Source organism: Collinsella sp. AF19-1LB, from assembly GCF_003459655.1.
Lineage (GTDB): Bacteria > Actinomycetota > Coriobacteriia > Coriobacteriales > Coriobacteriaceae > Collinsella.
Map to the genome: position 1 here is coordinate 40,032 of NZ_QRWO01000009.1, position 22,418 is coordinate 62,449.

Genomic DNA, 22,418 nt, shown 5'->3' on the forward strand with positions numbered 1-22,418 from the left:
AATAGCAAAAACCGCCGCAAAGGGCACTCCCCTTGTGGCGGTTTTCATGTTCAGCCATGGCCAACAGTCATTTTCGCAACAGTTAGAGATGCGACTCCGGAACCTCATCCTCATCATCGCGACAAAGGACAACACCGGCGCTTCCCAGCAGTGTGGCCGCGATCAACGCGCCGACCACGATAGAGGCAGCCCCACAAGACCCCTGCATGCCCGCGACGAGCGCGGCCGTAGGACCAAGGCAACCAAGCGTCAATGCAACGGCGGCAACGGCGATATCTCGAGCATTCACAAGACCACTTCCTCCACGAGAAAGACCTTATTTCTCATGAACCAGTGTGCCCCGCATGCATACGCCCAGCGTACCGCCACGGTAAGGGCTCTGTTAACTCAAACGCACATAAAGAAAGGGCGGCTTTACGTTGCCTAAAAGCTCAGCAAAGACGCCCGCCCATCATGTGCCTATTTTGCTCTGATGGCAGATTACCAACCGGTATAGTAGTCGGTGGTTCCGGCAGCACAGCCGGAGTCATAGACCTTGCACTCGCCCTTGGAACCGGTAAACGTGGAGCCTTGGGCCTTATCGCCCGCGGCAACGACGTAGTAGCCATCGGGATCGCGCCAAAAGCCCTCGGAATCCTGCGTCCATTCGCCCGTGCGGTGGTGATACAACACGTTGCTGCTGTAATAAGTCTCGCGGCGGCCGTTATAGTTATTGACGCCGCTCGAGCGCGTCAGACCCGAGCCGTTCGCGTAATACGCAGCAGACGTGTAAGACAAGCCGGAGCCGGCGTTGTAATACGAAGCCTGAGCGGCCTCGGCGGCCTCGGCCTCGGCTGCGGCGGCCTCGAGCGCTTCGCGCTTGGCATTCTCAAGCGCAGTGCGCAGCTCATCGAGCTCGGTCGACTTCGTGTCGACCTCCCCCATCGTCAACAGACTACCCGCACCGTCGATACAACCCTGCAGCACAGCGCGCTCGTCATCGGTAGCATAGTCGCCATACATATTCATAATGATCTGAGCGCGCATCTCAAGGGAATCGCGCTTGGCCTCCATCGAGGCGTTCCACTCCTGCATGGAACCATAACCATCGCCGCGGTAGTCGACGGGCTGCACCAGCGTCGCCTCGGACGGCGTAGATCCAACCGTATCGGACAGTGTTGCCGCGTGGGCATCAGTTGCGCCGGCGCCCGCCAAAAGTGCCACGGTCAGAGCGGCGGAAAGGGCAGCGGCTCTCGGTTTTCGTGAATCGATCCTCATGTAGCTGGAAACCTCCGTAGTGCGTTTTTGCTGCGTTTGAGCTGTGTGTGTGATTCGATCGCGCTGCATAGTACCTCGAGCAAATCGCGACCTGCGGTTTTACTCAAAAGGCGCACGTCAATTGCGTAAAACTCACATCCTCTCAACAGGAGTTTTCCACAACTCGAATGCATAAAGCATGCCAAAAACCCTGTAATAGCGCCCTTCCTATGCAGAAAAGATGCCTGCGCAACCATTGCTTGCGCAGGCGCCTTGAGCAGGCATTTATGCAGTTATACCTATCGAGTCGCAAGGGGTCCTTGCACAAGTCGCCTTACTCGTCCAGCGCGGCGAAGGCCTGCTTCAGATCCCAAATGATGTCCTCGGCGTTCTCGGTACCGATGGAAAGACGGATCGTGGAGGGCGTGATGTTCTGCTCGGCGAGCTCCTCGGCAGAGAGCTGGGAGTGCGTGGTGGTAGCCGGGTGCACGACGAGCGACTTGACGTCGGCCACGTTGGCGAGCAGCGAGAACACCTGCAGATGATCGATGAACTTCCAAGCTGCCTCCTGGCCACCCTTAATCTCAAAGGTGAAGATCGAAGCGCCGCCGTTGGGGAAGTACTTCTGATAGAGCTCGTGATCGGGGTGCTCAGGCAGGCTCGGGTGGTTCACCTTGGCGACATGGCTGTCACCAGCCAGGAACTCAACGACCTTCTTGGTGTTCTCGACATGGCGGTCGACGCGCAGCGACAGGGTCTCGGTGCCCTGGAGCAGGACCCAGGCGTTGAACGGGCTGATGCAGGCACCCTCGTCACGCAGCAGGATGGCGCGGACATAGGTTGCGAAGGCGGCGGGACCGGCAGCCTCGGCAAACGAAACACCATGGTAGGAGGGGTTGGGCTCAGCGATCTGGGCGTACTTTCCGCTCGCCTTCCAATCGAAGTTACCGCCGTCGACGATCACACCGCCCAGCGAGGTGCCGTGGCCGCCGATGAACTTGGTTGCGGAGTGGACAACGATGTTGGCGCCATGCTCCAGCGGACGGAACAGATACGGGGTGCCGAAAGTGTTGTCGACGACAACCGGCAGACCGTGCTTCTTGGCGATCTCGGAGATGGCGTCGATGTTGGGGATGTCAGAGTTGGGGTTGCCGAGCGTCTCGAGATAGATGACCGTGGTGTTGTCCTTGATGGCACCCTCAACCTCTTCCAGGTTATGAGCATCGACAAACGTGGTCCCGACGCCAAACTGGGAGAGCGTATGCTCGAGCAGGTTGTAGGAACCGCCGTAGATGGTCTTCTGAGCCACCACGTGGTCACCGGCCTGGGCAAGAGCCTGCAGGGTATAGGTGATGGCAGCGGCACCGGAGGCGACGGCAAGACCGGCCACGCCACCCTCGAGCGCGGCGATACGGTCCTCAAAGACGCCCTGGGTGGAGTTGGTCAGACGGCCGTAGATGTTACCGGCGTCGGCAAGACCAAAGCGATCGGCGGCGTGCTGGGAGTTGCGGAACACATAGCTCGTGGTCTGGTAGATAGGCACGGCGCGGGAGTCGGATGCGGGGTCGGCGCTCTCCTGGCCAACATGAAGCTGCAGGGTATCGAAACCAAAGGTGTGCTCGGGGTTGTTGATGAACTGGCTCATGATGATCTCCTTGATCGAACGAAAGTAAATAAATAAGAGAGAAGTAAGTCGCTGTCTCCTGATCACGCCGACGGGCGCAAACAGGAGCCCGGCATTCGTCTTGGTAAGCAGTTCATATGCGGTCCTCCTTTTGACATCCCGGTTCCGTGGTCGGCTTAATTACCTACCGCCTTTGTGTGTTTTGAATAGTACGAGCATTGTTTCGCTCAGTCAATCACTTAAAAGCGCTAACCTGTTATCGGTTTTTTAGATAGCTATCGAAAGGACGGGCACCGATGACCCTCCAGCAGCTTCGTTTTCTTATCGCCGTGGCAGAGTCCGGCTCAATCAACGCCGCAGCTCAGCGCCTCTATACCGCTCAGTCCAACATCTCAAACGCCGTCAAAAGCCTAGAACAAGAGCTCCATCTGGAGATCTTTACGCGCTCCAGCCGCGGCGTCACGCTCACCAACGACGGCACCGAGCTTTTGGGCTATGCGCGCCAGGTCGTAGAGCAGGCCGACATGCTCGAGGCACGCTACGAGGACGGTGGCACCCCGCAAGCCCGCCTCGCCATTTCCGCCCAGCACTACGCCTTTTCGGTCGAGGCCTTTGTCAATGTAGTCGAGCGCTGCCGCGACAGCAAGTTCGAGTTCATCATGCGCGAGACCACCACATCGCAGATCATCGATGACGTCCGTGCGTTTCGCAGCGATATCGGCATTCTGTATCTGGATGACTTTAACGCCCGCGTTCTGCAGAAGGCCTTCGCCGATGCCCGCGCAAGCTTCCATCCCCTATTCGACGCGACGGTCCACGTCTTCGTTAGCGAGCGCCACCCGCTCGCACGCCGCCCGCAGCTGTCCCTTGCCGACCTCACGCCCTATACGCGCTACAGCTTTGAGCAGGGAACCTCAAACTCCTTCTATTACGCCGAGGAACCTTTTAGCTATATCCCTTGCGACCGCAACATACGAATCTCGGACCGCGGAACACTTACTAACTTACTTATCACGTCGAACGGTTACACCCTGTCGACCGGTGTCCTCTCCAATGAAATGCAATGGGGCATGGCATCGATCCCGCTAGCAGACGCCCCAACGATGCACGTTGGCTACATCATGCACGACGAGCGCAAGCCCTCTCTCCTCTTGCAGCAATACCTCGACGAGCTCAACCGCATCATCCATGCCAACTAACAGTCGGAAGACGGGGTAGAAATCGTAGATTGCTGGCCCCCGGCGGGCATGGCGCTACAATGGTCACTCACACGAAACGTACCCAACGAAAGGAAGCCCGTGAAGGTCATCATCTATACCGACGGCTCGGCCCGATCAAATCCGGGACGCGGCGGCTACGGCGCCGTGCTCAAATACACCAACCCCGCCGGCAAGACCTTCACCTCCGAGCTTTCGCGCGGCTACGCCAAGACCACCAACAACCGCATGGAACTCATGGCGGTCATCGTGGCGCTCGAGGCGCTCAACCGCCCTTGCGAGGTCGAAGTCCATTCCGATTCGCAGTATGTCGTCAACGCCTTTAACAAGCACTGGATCGACGGCTGGAAAAAGCGCGGATGGAAAACCGCCAACAAGCAACCCGTCAAGAACCGCGACCTGTGGGAGCGCCTACTCACCGCCAAAAGCAAGCACAAGGTTGATTTCATCTGGGTTAAGGGTCACGCCGGTCACGAGCTCAACGAGCGCTGCGATGAGCTCGCCACCACGGCGGCCGACGGCAGCAACCTCGATATCGACGCCGGCTTTAACGAGAGCGACCTGTAATAGCGTTTTCGCGCAGCTTTATATCCCCACGCGCTACACTCATCCTGTAGACCAAACAACGCAAGGGGGACGTATGCTGCGCATCGCGACCATCGGCACATCCATGATCACCGACGACTTTATCCAAGTCGTCAACGCCAACGACCAAGCCGCGTTTGTGGGCACGCTTTCACGCGATGCCAATCGCGGTGCCGCCTTTACCGCCGAGCGCGGTGGCGAGCGAAACTTTACTTCACTCGATGAGCTCGCGGCAGCTGCCGACGTCGACGCCGTCTATATCGGCAGCCCTAACGCACTTCACTACGAGCAGGCCCTTGTCTGCATCGCCGGTGGCAAGCACGTCATCGTCGAGAAGCCCTTCTGCGCCACCGAAGCGCAGGCGCTGGAAGTCTTCCGCGCTGCCGAGGCAGCAGGTGTCGTGGCCCTCGAGGCCATGCGTCCCCTCCACGACCCCGCCTTCCACGCCATCGAGGACGCCCTGGGCGAGATCGCCCCCATCCGCCGCGCCTCATTGCGCTTTGGCAAATATTCCTCGCGCTACAACGAGATTCTCGCGGGACGCGCCACCAATATCTTCGACTGCAATATGGCATCGGGTTCCCTCATGGACATTGGCGTCTACACCGTCGAGCCCATGGTCGAGATTTTCGGCATGCCCTCCGGCCTTACGAGCATGGCTACTCTGCTCGACCCCGCCACGCGACAGCTCACGCACGGCCCCATCGACGGCTGCGGTTCCATCCTCGCCAGCTACGGCGGTGGCCGTATCTCCGTCGAGCTCGCGCACTCCAAAATAACGAATGACCTGCTACCCTCGCAGATCGAAGGCGAGCGTGGCACTATCCAGATCGACCATCTGTCCACGCCCCGCAATGTCCGCATCGACTATCGCGGCGATGTCGTACGCGGCTCGGCGACCGAGGCACCGCGCGAACAGGGCGACAACGGCCGCGTGCTCGACCTGCCCAAATCGAGCAACACTATGGAATACGAACTCACAGACTTTATCACCGCCATCGGCGGCATCGATAACGTTAAGGAAGAGATTTGGGAGACCCCGGCGGGACGCCACGAGCTTGGCCACTACCGCGATGTTACGCTTGTCTCACTGCGCATCATGGATGCCGTGCGCCAGCAGGCCGGCATTACCTTCCCGGCCGACGCAGGCAAGCAGGCATAGCGATGGGCTTCTTCGATACGTTCTTCTCCAGCGTCACCGGCGGCAGTCGAGAGCCTCAAAAACCATCAAACGTCGAGCTCGAACTGCGCCGCAGGCTTACTGTGCTCGCAAGCGACGAGGCCACTCAAGACACTCCCCTGCGCTTTTTCCTGCGCTGGGCGGGGCAAGTCCAGGGCGTCGGTTTTCGCTTTACCAACACCAACCTCGCGCAGGCACGCGTACTCACCGGCTGGGTGCGTAACATGGAAGACGGTTCAGTCGAGATGGAGATACAGGGAGCTCCGGCAAACATCCTATCTCATCTCGAGGCGCTTCACGCCTCCTACGAGCGCATGGGAACGCGTTTTCGCCTCGTAGACGCCCAGGCCCGAGCCCCACTTGCCAATGAAGACGGTTTCATTCCTCGTTATTAGTATTGTGTGCTAAATACGGTATCATTTACCTACGACCGTTGATAGAAAAGAGGCGAGGCGCATGGCGGTGCAAAGAAGGAATACCAGGCAGCGAAAGCTGGTTCTTGACGCCGTGCGCCAAAGTTATAACCATCCCACCGCCGACGAAATCTACAACGTCGTGCGCGCGCAGGATGACAAAATCAGCCGCGGTACGGTCTACCGCAATCTCAATCTCTTGGCCGACGCCGGCGAGATCCTCTCCATCAAGACGCCGGGCGGCAGCCGCTTCGATCGCACGATCGAGCCGCATGCGCATATCATCTGCACCTCATGCAGCCGCGTCATCGACGTACCGCTCCCCTTCGATGCCCAGCTCGACGCCAAGGCGTCCGAGCAAATCGGCTGGCACGTCACGTCGCACTACACCATCTTCGAGGGTCTCTGCCCCGACTGCCGGTAGATGTTTGGGACATGCCTACTCAGCAAGTAGACGACGCAGCTCCTCTTCGACCGTATGCGCGTAGCGGACACGGTCGTTGATGCCGCGCATGGTGGGGTTGCAGCTCTCCATCAGATAGGGATGGCCCACGACGTTGAGCATGTCGCGATCGTTCTCATTGTCGCCAAACGCCATCATCGCATCGGGCGAGATCCCCAGGGCACGACCGTAATCGGCAAGCGCGGACCCCTTGCCCGAATCAAAGCCGATAAAGTCGGTCCATTCGGTTCCCGACGTCATCACGTCAACACGGTCGCTAAAGAGGCACTCAAAATACTCCAGCGCCGCCGGCTGCTCCGCCTCGGGCGTCTGGAAGGCAATCTTAATGACATCCTCGTCAATGTCTTCGGGACGGTCGACTACCGCCACATCACAATGGACCTCATAACGCAGGTGGTCAACAAACGCATCGTTGCTGCTCATGGTGTAGAGGCGCCCCTCACACGAAAGGGTCACGTCGGCATGGGGGTACGCAACCACGGCATTCGCGATATCCATGGCCAGGCCACGCTCCATAGAACGCTTGACCACGGCACGCCCCTCGCTCATGACCAGGGCTCCGTTTTCGCATACATAGGAGAGTTCATCGGCCACCGGGGCAAACAGGTAGCGCAGGCTCGTATATTGACGGCCACTCGCCGGCATAAACACGATACCGCGACGATGCAGCTCATCGATGAGCTCAAAGGCCTCGGAACGCGGCTCGCGCTCCCCCGGATGCAGCAACGTGCCGTCCAAATCGCATGCAATCAGCTTAATTCCCTCAAGGCCCATATACTTTCCCCCAAAGCACCCCATCAACAGCAAGACGGGCTTTGAATAGTTGCCTCTCAAAGTCCGTCTTACTCATACGCACGTTAACCGCGCGCCTTCTTTACGATCGTAAAGTCTGGAGCCATACTCACAACGGCATCCGCCGCACTCGACGCAAAGCGCCGGTCCGCATCGAGTTCACGGGTAACCACCGAGAGCCGAACGCCCTCGACGCCCCGGAGCATGCGGCCCAAAACAGGCTGCACCGGCGTATACATGCGCACGGTATGCTCGTCCGAATCGCCTCGGAAAAGCGGCGTGTGCATATTGCCGATCTCCCAGCACGCATGCGCGAGCGCAATCGGGTCCATGCGATCGACTTCGACCAAATAGACCTCGGCGCTGCGCAGGCGCACGACAACCACCACGGGCACCATGCCCGAACGGTCAATGGCGAGCACATCGCCATCGGCAAGACGGCCGCCGTCGGCAGTATCCAACCGAACATCGATCGTGCGCCCCAGCTCCGTCACGCCCATAAACGCGCATGCATCAGCCTGGTCCCAATCGAGCAGTAGCTCGTCAACTTCAAAGACACCGCCCAGCTCCCGGCGAAGCAGGAGTTCATAGGACGGATCGTTGAGATTTCCCAAGCATGTCGTCGAAACCAAGCGTTCAGGCATACTCTAGCCCTCGACCTCGACGAGCTCGATATCAAAGTTGAGATCCTTGCCGGCGAGCTCGTGGTTGGCGTCGAGCGTCACGGCCTCGGGCGTCACGTCGATGACCACGGCGGGGACGGGCATGCCGCTCGGCGTGGACAGGAAGAGCTTCATGCCCTTCTCGATCTGCTCGATGTTGGGAACCTGTTCGGCCGGGAAGGTAATAACCATCTCGGGGTTGTGCTCGCCGTAGGCATCGGCAGCGGGAATGTGCACGGTCTTCTTCTCGCCCACCTGCATGTCGACAACAGCGGCGTCGAAGCCCTTAATCATCTGACCGGCGCCGCAGATGAACTCCAGCGGCTCGCCGCGATCGTAAGAGCTATCGAACTGCGTGCCGTCGTCGAGCGTGCCACGATAATGGGTCTTGACCTTCTTGCCCTTGTTGGACATGGTAACCTCCGTGATAAGGGCGGCGCACAACGCGGGCCGCCGTGAACATATGGCGCTAACTATACCCTAGTCATACAATTCAAAGACAGTTTGCAAAGAAACGCTGCAACCGGAGGAACCATGGCATATCCCGTATTTGACCTACACTGCGACACCGCCGACCGCATCGGCTGGGCCACGCTCGATCTCGACCTGCGCTTTACCGCCGGCACCGACGGTTATTTCCCCGGCGACGAAACGCATCCGCAAGATTTCGACCTCATCGAGGGCAACGCCTGCGCCATCTCGCTCGCAAAGATCGGCAACACGCCGTGGGCACAGTGCTTCGCCACGTTTGTCCCCGACGAGATTCCCACCGCCCACGCCGCGCGCTTCCAGGCGCAGATCATGGCACACATGAGCGGCCAAGCAATGCTCAACCACGACCGCATGGTCAACGTACGCAACGCCGCAGACATTCGCCCCGCGCTCAAAGACGGCAAGGTCGCCTGCATCCACACCATCGAAAACGCCACGTTCTTTGCCGAGGACCCCGCGCTGATCGAGGTGCTCAAGAGCCTGGGCGTACTCATGTCGTCACTCAGCTGGAATGCGCAGGGACCGCTCGCGAGCGGCCACGACACCCACGCCGGTCTCACCGCCGCCGGTATCGAGGCGCTTACGCAGATGGAGCACGCCGGCATGGTGCTCGACGTCTCCCACCTCAACGATGAGTGCTTTGACGAGGTTGTCGCCCATGCCACGCGCCCCTTCGTCGCCAGCCACTCCAACTCCCGCACCGTCTGCGGCGTCAAGCGCAACCTCACCGACGACCAGTTCCGCACCATTCGCGACATGGGTGGCATCGTCGGCCTCAACTACTGCAGCGAGTTCCTTTCCAACGACGCAACCGACAAAACCGCCGCAGACGTCACCTTCGACCAGCTGGCGGCACATATCGAGCACTGGCTCGACCTGGGCGGCGAGGACGTCATCGCGCTCGGCGGCGACTGGGACGGCGCCACGGTGCCCGCTTTCCTCTCCGATGCCAGCAAGATGCCCGAATTCCAGAACATGCTTTCCAAGCATTTTGGCAAGACCGTGATGCAGAAGCTCTGCAGCGACAACGCGCTTGCTTTCTTTGAGCGTTATTAAGAGCGCAATTATTTTCGCATCCCTTGAGCGGGCCGGCATGCCGAGCGGTCGACATGCCGACCCGCCCCCCCCCAATCTGAAGGATCACATTTGACGCAGCAATTTACGATTTCCGTATCCCGACCGGATGGGACGGCCTTGCCCGTCATCGTTACCAAAAAACGCGTCAAGAACTTCAACCTACGCGTCACATCGAGCGGCGAGGTCCACGCCAGCGCACCGCTCGGCGCCAGTCGCGAGCGCATCGAAGCGTTTGTGAAGCGCAACAGCGCCTGGATTATCAGCCGACTTGCCCAGCGCGAGCAACGTCAGGCGACAGCGCGAGAGCCGCTTAGCCCATCGACCATCATTGCACTTTGGGGCAAGCCCATCACGGTACAGGACGCACTCGATCACAACTTTGCATCGCCCGCACCGCGACCCAAGCAGGCCACCTTCGCAAGTTTTATGGGTACCGACGAATCGGACGAAAGCCCACAGGCTAAGCAGCGCGCAATCCTCGACGGCCTAACGTCCGACGAGCTCCAAGCCCACATCGACCAGCTCTATGCGTCCGAGGTCGCATCGGCGCTGCGCGATATGGTGCACGCATACGAAATCGCAATGGGTGTCGCCGTTTCCCGCATTTCCGTACGCAGCATGAAAACGCGTTGGGGCTCATGCACGCCCAAATCCGGCGCCATTCGCATCGCGCGCGAGCTCGCCGCCTACCCCGTCGAATGCCTCGACATGGTTGTCGCCCATGAGCTCGTCCACTTGCTCGAGCCAAGCCACAACCAGCGGTTTCACGCCCTGCTCGACACGTACTGCCCTAACAATAGAGCTCTGTCGCAGCGGCTCAAGCAGCCACCCCTCAACAAGCTCTAGCGTCGACTAGCGCACGCGCTCGATCTCGACGCCGCAGCTTGCCAGCGGCAAGCCGACAGGCGCCCACGGTTTATCGAGCTTTATGCGCACACCAAGCAGCGAGGGATAACGGCGCAGCAGCATCTGGGCCGTCCCCTCGGCTGCCGCCTCGATGAGTTTAAACGTATGCTCGCGCAGATAGCCATCAACATCGTGGCACACCGAGCCGTAGTCAATCGAGGCATCCAGGTTATCGTGCTCCCCCGCCGCGCGCAGGTCGGCATAGAGCACCAGAGAAACGATGAACTTCTGACCCAGCGCGTTCTCCTCGGGATACACGCCATGGTTGGCAAAAACCTCAAGGCCGTCAATGGCAATACGATCGGCATGGCGCAGATCGTCATAGCTCACGTGAGGCACCGCCGTTGCGGTGGATATTTCGCCCCTTCCACGGCGAGCGAGCTCGGCGCCTTCAGTCTTGGTGGCATTCTCGGGCAGTTTCTTGTTACTCATCGCGATCGTCTCCTTCGTTTAGAACCCCGACCGCGCAAATCAACTACACGCGAATCGACAGGTTCTTTTTATCATCGCTCCAGTTGCAAGCATTGCGCGCGGGGCATGCAAAGCAGGCGCGCGACGCTTTGTCGGCTGCATAGAGCAGACGCTCAAGCGGTTGGCTGTTCACGCGCAGCTTTCGATGGCCCAGAATGGCCGTCTTAATGGCTGCGGCATCGGCCGGCTCAAACGCCATGTCATCGGGCATGCCACCGAGGATCGCATCAGCGACGCGTTCGCTTGCAACATCATGGGATATACCCGATTCATACTGTTCATCTTTGCCGATATCGTGAAGAAGTGCCGTGGCGTAGATGACCTCGCGGTCAAATTCGAGCTGCTCCTCGAGATTCTTGATCCACATAATGCGAGCGACATCGAGCAGATGGTCAATACCGTGGCGGCAGAAGATGCGCCCCGATTCCAACTGTGCAATGTTGCCCAGGTGCCGCCGGAACAGCCCGTTGGTACAAATGTAATCAATGCGAGGCATGGCGCCAAAGGGGGCCAGGCCCGAAGCCATAAAGCCGCGACGCGACGTCCCCTCATCGGTCTTCGATGTAAAGTCGTTGACGACTCTCATGGTTAGCGGTCCAGCATCCTAAAGAAACGCTCCTCGAGCGCGGGATCGGTCTCAAAGACGCCGCGGCGAGCGAGCGTCACGGTCTTGGTGCCGGGCTTTTGCACGCCACGCATCGTCATGCACATATGCTCGGCCTCCATCAACACAATCGCTCCCTGGGGAGCGAGATACTCCATGAGGGCATCGGCAACCTGCGCACACAGCTGCTCCTGCAGCTGCAGACGGCGGGCATAAACCTCAACCGTGCGAGCAAGCTTGGAAAGCCCGGCCACCCGACCGTTAGGGATATAACCAATGGCGGCCTTGCCATAAAACGGCAGCAGATGATGTTCGCACAGCGAGTAGAACGTGATGTCGCGCTCGATAACCAAATCGTTCGAAGCGACGGCAAAGGTTTTGGACAGGTGCTCCTCGGCACTCTGGTCCACACCGCCGGCGATCTCGCCATACATACGGGCAACGCGCGCCGGGGTCTCCAGCAGGCCCTCACGAGTTGGATCCTCGCCTATGCCCTCAAGCAACAGCTTAATGGCGGCCTCGACTTTTTCCTGATCGACCATCTGGGCCTCACTTTTCCGATTTCACGTTCGCGCTATGGTACCACGCCCTCCGGCATCGACCACAAGCTACATAGTATGGGTCGAATAGACCGGATCATCGCGCCAAAGTTCAACCGCATCACAAAGCGCAACGCCCTCGCGCTCAGCACGGGCGCGCGTAGCGTTCATATCGATCACGCGCTGGTTGCTCGAGCCCCTAAAGCGCAGCGTGATATCGTACAGGTCCTGAACAAACGGGCCGTCCACCAACATGTCGAGGCAGGCAAGGATGCGGTCCGTCACCTCGGTATGATGACGACCACCCGGCATAAGCTCCTCGAGCACGTCACCGGTAAAGCACCAAATGGTCTTCCCCGACCCCACTGGATAGGCCGCGCGAACACGCTCGACAAACTCAACGAGCCCCGCCTGATTCTCGGGCTCCATGGGCTCGCCGCCCAGAATCGTCAGACCATCGATAAAGGGATGATCGAGACTCTTGATAATCTTGTCCTCGACGGCACGATCGAACGGCTCACCCGCAGCAAAGTCCCACGCAACAGAGTTAAAGCAATTCTTGCACCCACGACGGCACCCGCTTACAAACAGAGAAGTACGAACGCCTTCTCCATCAGCAATGTCGAAATACTTAATGTTCGCGTAGTTCATAGGTAACTCTCCCGGGAGGCCGGGACATATCATCCCGTCCTCAAACATTCTCGGCCTGCGGCCTGCGAAACTGCGGGCGGGACGATATGTCCCGGCCTCATGCAAAGGGTAACTCAATGAACGAAGCGAACATCGAGCATAGGGTTCGAGGTCTAATAAAAACTTTGTTGCAGCTCAACCGCCATCGCAAGTAAATCGAAGCTGCAGCTCGAATTATTTCCGCTAAGAACTTCGAAGAGTGAGCAGACCGCATGCTGCATCTCAGCTACATCAACTTGGCTGCCCCGTAGCGAGGCCCCGGACCTTTGCTCGATATGAGTTCCGCACGAACAGGAGGCGCCAGTGGCGCCTCCGTCGTGAGCCAGGACTGTCCGAAATAGCGAGTAAAGGTCCGGGGCCTCGCTACGGGGCAGCCTGGGATGGTTATTAGAGATGCAGCACGCGGTCGCGGATCTCCTCGGTTCGACCCTGGTTCCAGAACTGGGTACCGATGTAGCCGCACGTACGACGAGCGACGTTCATCTTCTCCTGGTCTCGGTTGCCGCAGTTGGGGCACTCCCACACCAGCTTGCCATCGTCCTCAACAATCTTGATCTCGCCATCGTAGCCGCACACCTGGCAGTAGTCGCTCTTGGTGTTGAGCTCGGCGTACATGATGTTGTCGTAGATGTACTGCATCACGCGAATGACAGCCTTGAGGTTGTCCTGCATGTTGGGAACCTCAACGTAGGAGATAGCACCGCCCGGCGAAAGCTGCTGGAACATGCCCTCGAACTTGAGCTTGTCGAATGCGTCGATCTCCTCGGACACGTGGACGTGGTAGCTGTTGGTGATGTAGCCCTTGTCCGTCACGCCCGGGATGATGCCAAAACGACGCTGTAGGCACTTGGCGAACTTGTAGGTCGTCGACTCAAGCGGGGTCCCGTACAGCGAGAAGTCAATATCGCTTTCTGCCTTCCACTCGGCGCACTTGTCGTTCATGCGCTGCATAACCGCCATGGCAAAGGGCGTGCCCTCCTTCTCGGTGTGGCTGTGACCCGTCATGTACTTGACGCACTCATACAGACCGGCATACCCCAGGCTGATGGTGGAATAGCCGCCCACGAGCAGCTTATCGATCGTCTCGCCCTTCTTCAGACGCGCCAGGGCGCCGTACTGCCAAAGAATCGGTGCGGCATCCGAAAGCGTACCCATCAGACGCTCATGACGGCACAGCAGGGCGCGGTGGCACAGCTCAAGGCGCTCGTCGAAGATCTTCCAGAACTTGTCCATGTCCTGATGCGAGCTCAGCGCGACATCGGGCAGGTTAATGGTCACAACACCCTGGTTAAAGCGACCATAGTACTTGGGCTTGGTCGGGTCATAGTTCAGCGCGTTGGCAACATTGTTAAAGCCGTTACCGGAGCGGTCGGGCGTCAGGAAGCTACGGCAGCCCATGCAGGTATAGCAGTCGCCGTTGCCCGCGGTCTCGCCCTTCGACAGTTTGAGCTCGCGCATCTTCTTCTCGGAGATGTAGTCGGGCACCATGCGCTTGGCAGTGCACTTCGCAGCCAGCTGAGTCAGGTAGAAGTACGGGGAATCCTCGTAAACGTTATCGTCCTCGAGCACGTAGATAAGCTTGGGGAACGCCGGAGTGATCCACACGCCGGCCTCGTTCTTAACGCCCTCATAGCGCTGACGGAGCGTCTCCTCCACGATCATGGCAAGGTCGTGCTTCTCCTGCGCCGAGCGAGCCTCGTTGAGATACATGAAGACCGTCACGAACGGCGCCTGGCCATTCGTGGTCATTAGGGTCACGACCTGATACTGAATCGTCTGAACGCCGCGACGGATCTCGTCACGCAGACGGTCCTCAACGACCTCGCGGACCTTCTCGGCAGATGCCGAAACGCCGAGCTCCTCGAGCTCGCGGGCGACCTCGCCGCGAATCTTTTGACGGCTCACCTCAACAAAGGGGGCGAGATGGGTCAGCGAGATAGACTGGCCGCCGTACTGGGAGGATGCAACCTGGGCGATGATCTGTGTCGCGATGTTGCAGGCCGTCGAGAAGCTGTGCGGCTTCTCAATCAGCGTACCCGAGATAACAGTACCGTTCTGGAGCATATCCTCCAGGTTCACCAGATCGCAGTTATGCATGTGCTGGGCAAAGTAGTCGGAATCGTGGAAGTGGATCAGGCCCTCATTATGAGCATCCACAATCTCCTGGGGCAGCAGCACACGCTGAGTCAGGTCCTTGGAGATCTCGCCGGCCATGTAGTCACGCTGAACGGAATTAACGGTCGGGTTCTTGTTGGAGTTCTCCTGCTTGACCTCTTCGTTGTTGCACTCGATGAGCGACAGAATCTTGTCATCGGTCGTGTTCTTCTGGCGCTTCAGGCTCTGAACATAGCGATAGATGATGTAGTGGCGGGCAACCTCGTAGCAGTCGAGGCGCATAATCTCGTCCTCGACCAGATCCTGGATCTCCTCGACCGATACGGTGTGGCCGGCCTTCTCACATGCCTCGGCGACGTTTTGCGCCGCGTAGATCACCTGGCGGTCGGTAAGACGAGAGCCCTCCACGACCTCCAAGTTTGCGGCGCGGATCGCATTGACGATCTTTTCGATGTCAAAGACAACCTCGGTGCCGCTGCGCTTGATGATCTTCATCCTCTTGCCTCTTTCGCGTCGTAGTCTCATTGCGCTTCAGAGCCAAACGATACCCGGCAGGGCGTGCCCCTGTCTTGCGGCGCCGTCGCGCAATCTGTGTTCTCGATAAACCATAAGTCTCCATGCGGACATGCCCAGGAGCCGATCAAGCGGCTCAGGGACACGTTCAAAAGAGGCAGTTAAGGTCTTCGTTCTTTGTCCGCCATCTATCATACGACAAAGACGCATCTATATCCTGTATTCTTTTTTTAAGTCAAACACAACATATAGTGTTTCAGCAGGTCAAAGCAATTGGTCATTTTGCAGACGCATTAATTATGAGGGGCTCTTGGCAAGTCGGTAAAACGTTACCAACACGGCTACCTGCATGGCAGTTATAAAACCCCCTTAGTCAAGCCGCTGACAAATCCTACCAAAACCAAGCCGCTCACGCCAAAAGAATCCAAAAGATAATGCTTGACCAACATGTTGCGGTCGTGCCTTGCCGAGCCTCATGCAACCGCGGCACGAGTCCTTGAAAGATATGTGTATGCAAACGGAGAAGATGAGAGTTTCCCCGGATGACTACTGAGAAGCATCCCGGAAGATCAAAAACTCGAAATTTGGTGACGTATTTGGCGACACATTTGGCAACCAAAACAAAACAGCCCAGAGGACATAGCCTCTGGGCTGCGAACATTTGGTGGGCGTTAGAAGATTTGAACTTCTGACCTCTTCCGTGTCAGGGAAGCGCTCTCCCCCTGAGCTAAACGCCCAAATGGAGCGGACAACGGGGCTCGAACCCGCGACCCCAACCTTGGCAAGGTTGTGCTCTACCAACTGAGCCATGTCCGCTTACGAGGATTAATCTTACGTGATGCCCGCATCCTATGCAAGAACTTTTTTTGAAAAGTTTTGCGACGCCCTCGCGAACCTCGCGAAGACATCAGCCGCCGCGGAAGGCGCAGGCAAACGCAAGCTCGCCGCAAGAGACTCCTATATCTCACCGAGCATGATCCAGGCAGAGCTGTCCTGCGCGAGCCTGCCGTCTGCAAGCGGTGATGAGGTGAGCAGGACTCTGCCCGCCGGCAGCTCCACGGGTACTGCGCCGAAGTTCGTCACACACGCCCAGCCGTTGTCGCGGCGATAGGCGATGACGCCACCCTCAGCGCCCTCGGCACCATCCGCAAGGCCGGTGCGCCCGTCGAGATTGAGCCACGCAAGATCGTTGGCGCACCCGCGCAGCTTGCGCCGCAGCCAGAGGGCGTCGCGATAGAGCGCAAGCATCGATGTCGGGTCCGCTTCTTCCCTATCGGCAGCGTAATCGGAAAACCATGCAGGCTGTGGCAGATGGGGCGCCGCATCGGCGTCCGCCGGTGAAAACCCAAACGATCCGCCCTGCGCGGGATCGTCCGCCGCCACCCACGGCAGGGGCACACGACAGCCGTCGCGCCCCTTCTCGCGCTTCGGTCCGTGCGTATTGGTCGCAGTGGGATCTTCGAGTGCAGCCCACGGAATGTCAGCCACCTCAAAAAGGCCGAGCTCCTCACCCTGATACACGTATGCCGAGCCCGGAAGCGCCAGCTCAAGCAAAAGGGCCGCCCGCGCGCGGCGCTCACCGAGTTCGCGGTCCTCGTCATAAGACGACCCGTCGCGTAAGAGCCAGTCGAGCGCAATCTGGTGGTAGCGCGTCGCCTTGATTTGCGGCAGGGCATAGCGCGTCGCCACGCGCGGCACGTCGTGGTTGGAGAGTACCCAGGTCGAGGCAGAATTGGATTCGATAGCCGCCTTCAAGCCCTCCTCGATTGCAGCGTGCATGTCATCATAGGTCCAAGTGGCCTTGGCAAACTCAAAGTTGAATGTCTGGCCAAGCTCGCTGGGACGCGCGTAGAGATACTGGCGCTCGGGCAGCACCCATGCCTCGGCAACGGCGCTGCGCGGCGGATTATAGCGGTCGAACACGCGGCGCCACTCGCGATAGATCTCATGGACCTCGTTGCGGTCCCACAGCGGATGGGTGCCGTCGCCAACCATGTCATCGCCCTCGGCGAGATGCCACCGGTCGAGGTCATCGCGGTCGAGATCCTTGGCGAGACCGTGCGCCACATCAATGCGAAAGCCATCGACGCCTCGATCGCTCCAAAACGCCAGGACGTCGCAAAAGAACGCGTGAACCTCGGGGCATGACCAGTCAAAGTCCGGTTGCTCGGGCGTAAACATGTGCAGATACCACTGACCGTCCGCAACACGCGTCCAGGCGGGGCCGCCAAAGTTGGCATTCCAATTGGTGGGAGGCAGCTCGCCGTGCTCGCCGCGACCATCGCGGAAGATATAACGGGCGCGCTCGGGTGATCCGGGGCCGGCGGCAAGAGCGGCTTTGAACCAGGGGTGCTGGTTGGACGAATGGTTGGGCACGATGTCGACGATGACCTTGATGCCGTGCGCGTGAGCCGCAGTGATCATGTCATCGAAGTCGTCAAGCGACCCGAGACGTGGGTCGACATCGCAGTAGTCCGCCACATCATAGCCGCCATCAACAAGAGGCGATGGGTAAAACGGGCTCAGCCAGATGGCCTCGATACCCAGCCGCTCAAGATAGTCCATCTGCTGGGTAATGCCCGCGATATCGCCCAGACCCGAACCAGTCGAATCCTTAAACGAGCGCGGGTAGATCTGATAGATCGCGGCGTCGGACATCCATGAGCGCGAAGAAGACTTTTCTGTAGCCATGGGGCGTATCTCCCTTGCAACGAGGTTATGCGAGATGCCCACGATGATACGCCCAAAGCGGACATTCGCGGCAAACAACGCCACAGCCACGCCCCAAACGCTCGCTCCCTCTCGGGTTCGAGTCTCCTGGGACGAATCGATCGATCAGTGAAAAGAACGGAAGGCCCACTCCTCCGGCCACGACAGCGAGCGGGCTCCGGGTGCCCCAAGTTGCCGCGAAAGAGGAGGGAAGCGTACTTTATGTACGCGACCGACGATTGAGGGGCAAGATGGGGTGCCCGGGGCTCGCGCAGCGTCAACAAAAAACGCGGTTCGTTAGAACCGCGTAAGATAGTTGGAGCGGACAACGGGGCGTCCGCGTATCCGCTTCGCGGATCCGCACCGGCTTCGGCCGCCTGCCGGCGACCTCGCCAGCTCGCTACAAACGCTCCGCGTTTGCTTAACGCTCGCTCCCTCTCGGGTTCGAGCCCAAGCGATGGGTACGAAAAAGCCCGGCTACCGTAGTAGTCGGGCTGCTGCGTTTGGAGCGGACAACGGGGCTCGAACCCGCGACCCCAACCTTGGCAAGGTTGTGCTCTACCAACTGAGCCATGTCCGCATATGTAAAACAAAACGGGCGCCGGAGCGCCCGGATGTTGCCTGGAGGCGAAGCCCGGATTCGAACCGGGGGTAAAGGCTTTGCAGGCCTCTGCCTTACCACTTGGCCACTTCGCCGAAAAAGGACCGCCTAAACGGTCCGAAAATGCAATGGAGCGGACAACGGGGCTCGAACCCGCGACCCCAACCTTGGCAAGGTTGTGCTCTACCAACTGAGCCATGTCCGCTTGCGGGTTATTAATTTACGCGAGTTGTCCAAAAGACGCAAGTACTTTTTTCAAAAAACTTGTCTGCCGCATGTTCTTAGTAGCTAAACGCGCTAAAGCGATTGGCTAGGCACACGATTCCAGCGCTCCGCTAAACAGCTTCACCATCTGCACGCGCGTGCCGGCGCCGTCCGTACGACGAGCAACCTCCACGTTATCGACGAGCATACGCATAAGCTTGATACCACGGCCGCGCTCCTCTGATGCGACCGGTTCGCTCGTTTCATCGATAGAATAGCCGGCACCTCGATCAAGCACCTCAACCACAACGCGATCGCTATAGGCCTGAACCGTCAGGACGCACCCGATACCGCCCGCATGGTCATAGGCATTACCCAGCGCCTCCCCCGACGCCAATGCGACATCGTAGCGCTCGTCACGGCGCAACGGAAGCGATTCAAGGAGTTCGGCGATACGATGTCGGTAGTATGGAAGATTCTCGATACCCTGACGGACCTCGACGCTCTTACTCCAGCGAGGCAGCTCCCCCACCGGAATGGCGGGAATAGACTCCCGTGCCGGCCCCGCGACATGAAGGATATCGACAAGACGAGCAATCTCCAAAAAGCGAACAACTTCACCTGATGCATTGACGAGCGAAAGCAGGCCTTCTCGCCTCATGAGCTCACGAGCGCGCGTAAGCAGGAATGCCAGGCCCGTCGAATCGATAAAGCTAACAGCCTGACAGTTGATGACGACACGACGCACGCCGCGGCCAATCAAAGCATCCAACCGCCGACGCAGCGCAGGCACCGTGGCGATGTCGATATCGCCTGGTGGCGTCAAAACCGCTATGTCATTCCACTCATTCATACGACCATGGTTCCCCAAAAAAGCCCACTCGATGCATTCGTTTCCCCAACCGTACGGATTCAGCCCGCCCAGCGTCGTCTATGAACGACCCCGTAAAAACTCAAGGGACACCAATGCAATGTCATCGTCCAGCGCCGATTCGGTAAATCGGTCAAGCTCGCCCAAGACCTTGCCGCAAATGCCCGACACGCCCTCACCCGAGACAGAGAGCAGAAGGTCGCGAAGGCGCTGCTCGCCAAAGAAAGCACCCGAGCGGTCACGCGCTTCGATTGTTCCGTCGGTGTACATAAATAGCATGTCACCAGGAGCGAACGTAAACACGCCTGTCTCGTATACCATGCTCTCAAAGGCACCGATTACCCCCGATTGGCATCCAAGCAGCTCGACCTCCCCCCCACGGGCCTCGCCGCCACCCAGCGGCATCGACTCTGGCCTGATGACCATGGTCGGAGGATGGCCCGCCGAACAATACGTTGCGCGTCCGGCTTTAAGGTCAATCTTGGCGATAAAGGCCGTCACGAACGTCTCGACCCTCGAAAAGCCCATGAGCATGCTGTTAAGGGAGCGTGCCATGCGGGCCGGTCCAGCGCCCTCCCAGGCATATGCCGTCAGGGCCGTCTTGACGAGCGCGGACATCGATGCAGCCTCAATGCCTTTGCCAGACACATCGCCCAGAATCATGACGGCGCAATCGTCGGGAAGACGGATGAGCGCATAGAAATCGCCGCCGACCAACGCCGAGTTCGTGGCCGACAGGTACACCGAATCGGCGGCGATTCCCGGAACATCCCCCAGTGAATTTCTCATGCCAATCTGGAGGGTCTGAGCGATATGGCGCTCCTCACGCTTTTGAGATTCGCCTTCATAGATCAGTTCAAAGTCATGAGCCAAGTGCACCAAGTAATCATATTCAAGGTCATCAATCGGCTCTTGGCTACCATCACGAAGCAGCAGCGCGCGCGTCGTCGGGCCCTTCGCAACAGAAGCAGGAACGATCGCGTCGTTACTGTGCTTGCCATCGCCCTCAGAGCGCGGGCGCCCCGCCTCGATGCCGGCGTCGACGTAGAGACCCTGGCAAGGCAGGCCATGCGCTCTAAGCCAGCCTCCCATAGGCATCGATTCGTCAACGCGAGTTATACGGACGTGTTTAAGGTCCTCGGCACTCGTGCCGCCCAAAACAGATGCCTCAAAGCCATCAGGGGCAGCCCCCAAACGTGCCGCTGGCGCCGTCGTGGAAAAGAAAAGCTTCTCGGGATCGTCCGGCAAAGCAACGCGACTGCCGCCTTCAAAATCTATGACGTAGGAATCCAGACTGGCGTCATACTCAATAGGGCAAAAATGGCAGTTGAGCATATTGCAGATCTCGGACGATACCGCCTGGGTAGCCGCGGCGGAATCGTCTAGAAAGGTAAACAACTCATCCCGCAAGACATTGAGCGAGCGGCCAAGCTCGGCCGTGCGACGGGAGCGAAGGCTCGATGCCATGCCGACCAGCTGGATAGACAGGTAATCGCAAATGACCTCGAGCACATTAACGTCATAGGCGAGCGGTGCCTGGGGGCGTTTCCAACCAACTTCCAGCACGCCAAGGATCTGCGTACCGTAAAAAACGGGAAGACAGATTTCACTGCGGTACGGAGGCATATCCTGCATGCGCAACAGGTGCTTAGAACGATTATCCAGGTCCATGAACATACCGGAGGCGGCCTTATCGCCCTCAAGGTCCTGTTGAATCGACAAGCGACAAGCACGCGACTCGCGAAGAACATACGTCGGAATGCCAGCGCCATACGGCAAAAACTCGGGCAGGTAGCTGTCGAGCAGCTCCTTGGAAACACCGCGAAGCTTAAAGCCGCCGCTCTCAGAAAAATAGATAGCGGCACCCGAAGCATCGAGCGTTCCTACAAGCTGGTTCAAAACGGTATCAAGCAGGCTGGGTAACTCATCGGAGCCCACAGTGCTCATAATGACCGAGAGCGTGCCAGAGAGACGCTTGTTCGCCACTCTAAGCTCCGATAACGCACGCTTGAGTTGCCGGTCGTGAGAATACTGTTCCTCGATACTGTGAAGCGCCACCAGGACACGTGGTGCGCGGCGCCCAAAGATGCGTGGAGGCGTTACGGAGCCCGCACGAACCAAGACGGGAATAAAAGAGCCGTCACTCAGTTTGAGCATCAGTTCGTTCTCGGAGCCATCAGTTTCAAATGGCAGACGATGTTCCGTCGCACGTTCAAAAGAGGACGAGTACAGGACGTCTTTAACATCTCCACCGATGACGTCGGCGCGTTCCTCGCACATCAAACCAAGTAAGCGATTATTCACATGCAGAATGGTTCCGTCGAGCTCGCAGATGATGACAGCATCGCTCGTGATCTCGACTAGTTGGGCAACGTCTGCCCACTCGTTGCGTTCAAGCGTTTCCATCGTGGACCCCACCGTCTATCGGTAACAAAAAAGCCTCCGAAGAGGCTT

21 protein-coding genes and 5 tRNA genes are annotated in these 22,418 nt (G+C 58.8%); 7 read left to right on the top strand and 19 right to left on the bottom strand.

Going from position 1 to position 22,418, the window contains the following annotated elements; genetic code table 11:
* Window positions 1–82 precede the first annotated feature (82 nt).
* The 3 genes from DWX39_RS10910 to DWX39_RS03885 all read right to left on the bottom strand — a co-directional run bounded on the left by DWX39_RS10910 (window position 83) and on the right by DWX39_RS03885 (window position 2,881).
* Window positions 83–289 carry a hypothetical protein gene (locus DWX39_RS10910; protein WP_147336372.1) on the bottom strand — a complete coding sequence of 69 codons (207 nt, stop codon included), beginning with the start codon at window positions 287–289 and terminating at the stop codon, window positions 83–85.
* Window positions 290–480: 191 nt separating this feature from the next.
* The gene (locus DWX39_RS03880) at window positions 481–1,257 is read right to left on the bottom strand and encodes a hypothetical protein (protein WP_118071998.1); all 777 of its coding nucleotides are present in this window, start codon (window positions 1,255–1,257) and stop codon (window positions 481–483) included.
* A 313-nt stretch (window positions 1,258–1,570) separates the two neighbouring features.
* Window positions 1,571–2,881, bottom strand: a complete 1,311-nt coding sequence (locus DWX39_RS03885; protein ID WP_117758563.1) for an O-acetylhomoserine aminocarboxypropyltransferase/cysteine synthase family protein — start codon at window positions 2,879–2,881, stop codon at window positions 1,571–1,573.
* Window positions 2,882–3,156: 275 nt separating this feature from the next.
* On the opposite strand from DWX39_RS03885, the gene DWX39_RS03890 reads away from it, so the two are divergent.
* From DWX39_RS03890 to DWX39_RS03910, 5 genes are all read left to right on the top strand, one after another.
* Window positions 3,157–4,059, top strand: coding sequence for a LysR family transcriptional regulator (locus DWX39_RS03890; protein WP_055251412.1), 903 nt, complete (start codon window positions 3,157–3,159; stop codon window positions 4,057–4,059).
* A gap of 48 nt (window positions 4,060–4,107) precedes the next feature.
* A complete protein-coding gene (gene rnhA, locus DWX39_RS03895) occupies window positions 4,108–4,644 on the top strand; it encodes a ribonuclease HI (RefSeq protein WP_117648313.1) in 537 nt (178 codons plus the stop codon).
* A 73-nt stretch (window positions 4,645–4,717) separates the two neighbouring features.
* On the top strand, window positions 4,718–5,824 hold the full coding sequence (locus DWX39_RS03900) for a Gfo/Idh/MocA family protein (RefSeq protein ID WP_117758564.1): 1,107 nt from the start codon (window positions 4,718–4,720) through the stop codon (window positions 5,822–5,824).
* 2 nt (window positions 5,825–5,826) lie between these two features.
* Complete coding sequence (locus tag DWX39_RS03905; RefSeq protein ID WP_117758565.1) at window positions 5,827–6,237, top strand: acylphosphatase; 411 nt, start codon at window positions 5,827–5,829, stop codon at window positions 6,235–6,237.
* 61 nt (window positions 6,238–6,298) lie between these two features.
* Window positions 6,299–6,679, top strand: a complete 381-nt coding sequence (locus DWX39_RS03910; RefSeq protein WP_172677978.1) for a Fur family transcriptional regulator — start codon at window positions 6,299–6,301, stop codon at window positions 6,677–6,679.
* Between the two features lie 15 nt (window positions 6,680–6,694).
* On the opposite strand, the gene DWX39_RS03915 is transcribed toward DWX39_RS03910, so the two are convergent.
* The 3 genes from DWX39_RS03915 to DWX39_RS03925 form a co-directional block, all read right to left on the bottom strand.
* Window positions 6,695–7,492, bottom strand: coding sequence for an HAD-IIB family hydrolase (locus DWX39_RS03915; RefSeq protein WP_158561609.1), 798 nt, complete (start codon window positions 7,490–7,492; stop codon window positions 6,695–6,697).
* 83 nt (window positions 7,493–7,575) lie between these two features.
* Window positions 7,576–8,154 carry an urease accessory protein UreE gene (locus tag DWX39_RS03920; RefSeq protein WP_117758567.1) on the bottom strand — a complete coding sequence of 193 codons (579 nt, stop codon included), beginning with the start codon at window positions 8,152–8,154 and terminating at the stop codon, window positions 7,576–7,578.
* 3 nt (window positions 8,155–8,157) lie between these two features.
* Window positions 8,158–8,586 carry a peptidylprolyl isomerase gene (locus DWX39_RS03925; protein ID WP_117758568.1) on the bottom strand — a complete coding sequence of 143 codons (429 nt, stop codon included), beginning with the start codon at window positions 8,584–8,586 and terminating at the stop codon, window positions 8,158–8,160.
* Between the two features lie 120 nt (window positions 8,587–8,706).
* On the opposite strand from DWX39_RS03925, the gene DWX39_RS03930 reads away from it, so the two are divergent.
* Window positions 8,707–9,720, top strand: a complete 1,014-nt coding sequence (locus DWX39_RS03930; RefSeq protein ID WP_117758569.1) for a dipeptidase — start codon at window positions 8,707–8,709, stop codon at window positions 9,718–9,720.
* A 138-nt stretch (window positions 9,721–9,858) separates the two neighbouring features.
* Window positions 9,859–10,587: a M48 family metallopeptidase gene (locus DWX39_RS03935; RefSeq protein ID WP_158561610.1), complete on the top strand. Its 729-nt coding sequence runs from the start codon at window positions 9,859–9,861 to the stop codon at window positions 10,585–10,587.
* Window positions 10,588–10,593: 6 nt separating this feature from the next.
* On the opposite strand, the gene folB is transcribed toward DWX39_RS03935, so the two are convergent.
* From folB to DWX39_RS04000, 13 genes are all read right to left on the bottom strand, one after another.
* Window positions 10,594–11,079, bottom strand: a complete 486-nt coding sequence (gene folB / locus DWX39_RS03940) for a dihydroneopterin aldolase (RefSeq protein WP_117758571.1) — start codon at window positions 11,077–11,079, stop codon at window positions 10,594–10,596.
* A gap of 43 nt (window positions 11,080–11,122) precedes the next feature.
* Window positions 11,123–11,704: an HD domain-containing protein gene (locus tag DWX39_RS03945; protein WP_199411440.1), complete on the bottom strand. Its 582-nt coding sequence runs from the start codon at window positions 11,702–11,704 to the stop codon at window positions 11,123–11,125.
* 2 nt (window positions 11,705–11,706) lie between these two features.
* Window positions 11,707–12,264 (bottom strand): GTP cyclohydrolase I FolE, encoded by a 558-nt coding sequence (folE, locus tag DWX39_RS03950; RefSeq protein WP_117564447.1) that lies wholly within the window; start codon window positions 12,262–12,264, stop codon window positions 11,707–11,709.
* Between the two features lie 66 nt (window positions 12,265–12,330).
* Window positions 12,331–12,912 carry an anaerobic ribonucleoside-triphosphate reductase activating protein gene (nrdG, locus tag DWX39_RS03955; protein WP_117564448.1) on the bottom strand — a complete coding sequence of 194 codons (582 nt, stop codon included), beginning with the start codon at window positions 12,910–12,912 and terminating at the stop codon, window positions 12,331–12,333.
* A 426-nt stretch (window positions 12,913–13,338) separates the two neighbouring features.
* Complete coding sequence (gene nrdD / locus DWX39_RS03960; protein ID WP_117758572.1) at window positions 13,339–15,561, bottom strand: anaerobic ribonucleoside-triphosphate reductase; 2,223 nt, start codon at window positions 15,559–15,561, stop codon at window positions 13,339–13,341.
* A 680-nt stretch (window positions 15,562–16,241) separates the two neighbouring features.
* A tRNA-Val gene (locus DWX39_RS03965) sits at window positions 16,242–16,316 on the bottom strand.
* Window positions 16,317–16,319: 3 nt separating this feature from the next.
* Window positions 16,320–16,395: transfer RNA gene (locus tag DWX39_RS03970), tRNA-Gly, on the bottom strand.
* 141 nt (window positions 16,396–16,536) lie between these two features.
* Window positions 16,537–18,270 (bottom strand): glycoside hydrolase family 13 protein, encoded by a 1,734-nt coding sequence (locus DWX39_RS03975; protein WP_233508862.1) that lies wholly within the window; start codon window positions 18,268–18,270, stop codon window positions 16,537–16,539.
* Window positions 18,271–18,792: 522 nt separating this feature from the next.
* Window positions 18,793–18,868 (bottom strand) — tRNA-Gly (locus tag DWX39_RS03980).
* A gap of 42 nt (window positions 18,869–18,910) precedes the next feature.
* A tRNA-Cys gene (locus DWX39_RS03985) sits at window positions 18,911–18,984 on the bottom strand.
* 34 nt (window positions 18,985–19,018) lie between these two features.
* A tRNA-Gly gene (locus DWX39_RS03990) sits at window positions 19,019–19,094 on the bottom strand.
* A 105-nt stretch (window positions 19,095–19,199) separates the two neighbouring features.
* Window positions 19,200–19,946 carry an anti-sigma factor antagonist gene (locus DWX39_RS03995; protein ID WP_117564450.1) on the bottom strand — a complete coding sequence of 249 codons (747 nt, stop codon included), beginning with the start codon at window positions 19,944–19,946 and terminating at the stop codon, window positions 19,200–19,202.
* A gap of 78 nt (window positions 19,947–20,024) precedes the next feature.
* Entirely contained in the window at window positions 20,025–22,370 is a 2,346-nt protein-coding gene (locus DWX39_RS04000) for a GAF domain-containing SpoIIE family protein phosphatase (RefSeq protein WP_117758573.1), read from the bottom strand.
* Window positions 22,371–22,418 lie beyond the last annotated feature (48 nt).

Bases quoted from the DNA above. Each gene is read 5' to 3' on its own strand.
- folB (WP_117758571.1), bottom strand. From the start codon at position 11,079: ATGAGTAACAAGAAACTGCCCGAGAATGCCACCAAGACTGAAGGCGCC.
- nrdD (WP_117758572.1), bottom strand. From the start codon at position 15,561: ATGAAGATCATCAAGCGCAGCGGCACCGAGGTTGTCTTTGACATCGAA.
- folE (WP_117564447.1), bottom strand. From the start codon at position 12,264: ATGGTCGATCAGGAAAAAGTCGAGGCCGCCATTAAGCTGTTGCTTGAG.
- DWX39_RS03925 (WP_117758568.1), bottom strand. From the start codon at position 8,586: ATGTCCAACAAGGGCAAGAAGGTCAAGACCCATTATCGTGGCACGCTC.
- DWX39_RS03915 (WP_158561609.1), bottom strand. From the start codon at position 7,492: ATGGGCCTTGAGGGAATTAAGCTGATTGCATGCGATTTGGACGGCACG.
- DWX39_RS03890 (WP_055251412.1), top strand. From the start codon at position 3,157: ATGACCCTCCAGCAGCTTCGTTTTCTTATCGCCGTGGCAGAGTCCGGC.
- rnhA (WP_117648313.1), top strand. From the start codon at position 4,108: ATGGCGCTACAATGGTCACTCACACGAAACGTACCCAACGAAAGGAAG.
- DWX39_RS03885 (WP_117758563.1), bottom strand. From the start codon at position 2,881: ATGAGCCAGTTCATCAACAACCCCGAGCACACCTTTGGTTTCGATACC.
- DWX39_RS03945 (WP_199411440.1), bottom strand. From the start codon at position 11,704: ATGAGAGTCGTCAACGACTTTACATCGAAGACCGATGAGGGGACGTCG.
- DWX39_RS03880 (WP_118071998.1), bottom strand. From the start codon at position 1,257: ATGAGGATCGATTCACGAAAACCGAGAGCCGCTGCCCTTTCCGCCGCT.
- DWX39_RS03930 (WP_117758569.1), top strand. From the start codon at position 8,707: ATGGCATATCCCGTATTTGACCTACACTGCGACACCGCCGACCGCATC.
- DWX39_RS03900 (WP_117758564.1), top strand. From the start codon at position 4,718: ATGCTGCGCATCGCGACCATCGGCACATCCATGATCACCGACGACTTT.
- DWX39_RS03995 (WP_117564450.1), bottom strand. From the start codon at position 19,946: ATGAATGAGTGGAATGACATAGCGGTTTTGACGCCACCAGGCGATATC.
- DWX39_RS03920 (WP_117758567.1), bottom strand. From the start codon at position 8,154: ATGCCTGAACGCTTGGTTTCGACGACATGCTTGGGAAATCTCAACGAT.
- DWX39_RS04000 (WP_117758573.1), bottom strand. From the start codon at position 22,370: ATGGAAACGCTTGAACGCAACGAGTGGGCAGACGTTGCCCAACTAGTC.
- nrdG (WP_117564448.1), bottom strand. From the start codon at position 12,912: ATGAACTACGCGAACATTAAGTATTTCGACATTGCTGATGGAGAAGGC.
- DWX39_RS03905 (WP_117758565.1), top strand. From the start codon at position 5,827: ATGGGCTTCTTCGATACGTTCTTCTCCAGCGTCACCGGCGGCAGTCGA.
- DWX39_RS03910 (WP_172677978.1), top strand. From the start codon at position 6,299: ATGGCGGTGCAAAGAAGGAATACCAGGCAGCGAAAGCTGGTTCTTGAC.
- DWX39_RS03975 (WP_233508862.1), bottom strand. From the start codon at position 18,270: ATGGCTACAGAAAAGTCTTCTTCGCGCTCATGGATGTCCGACGCCGCG.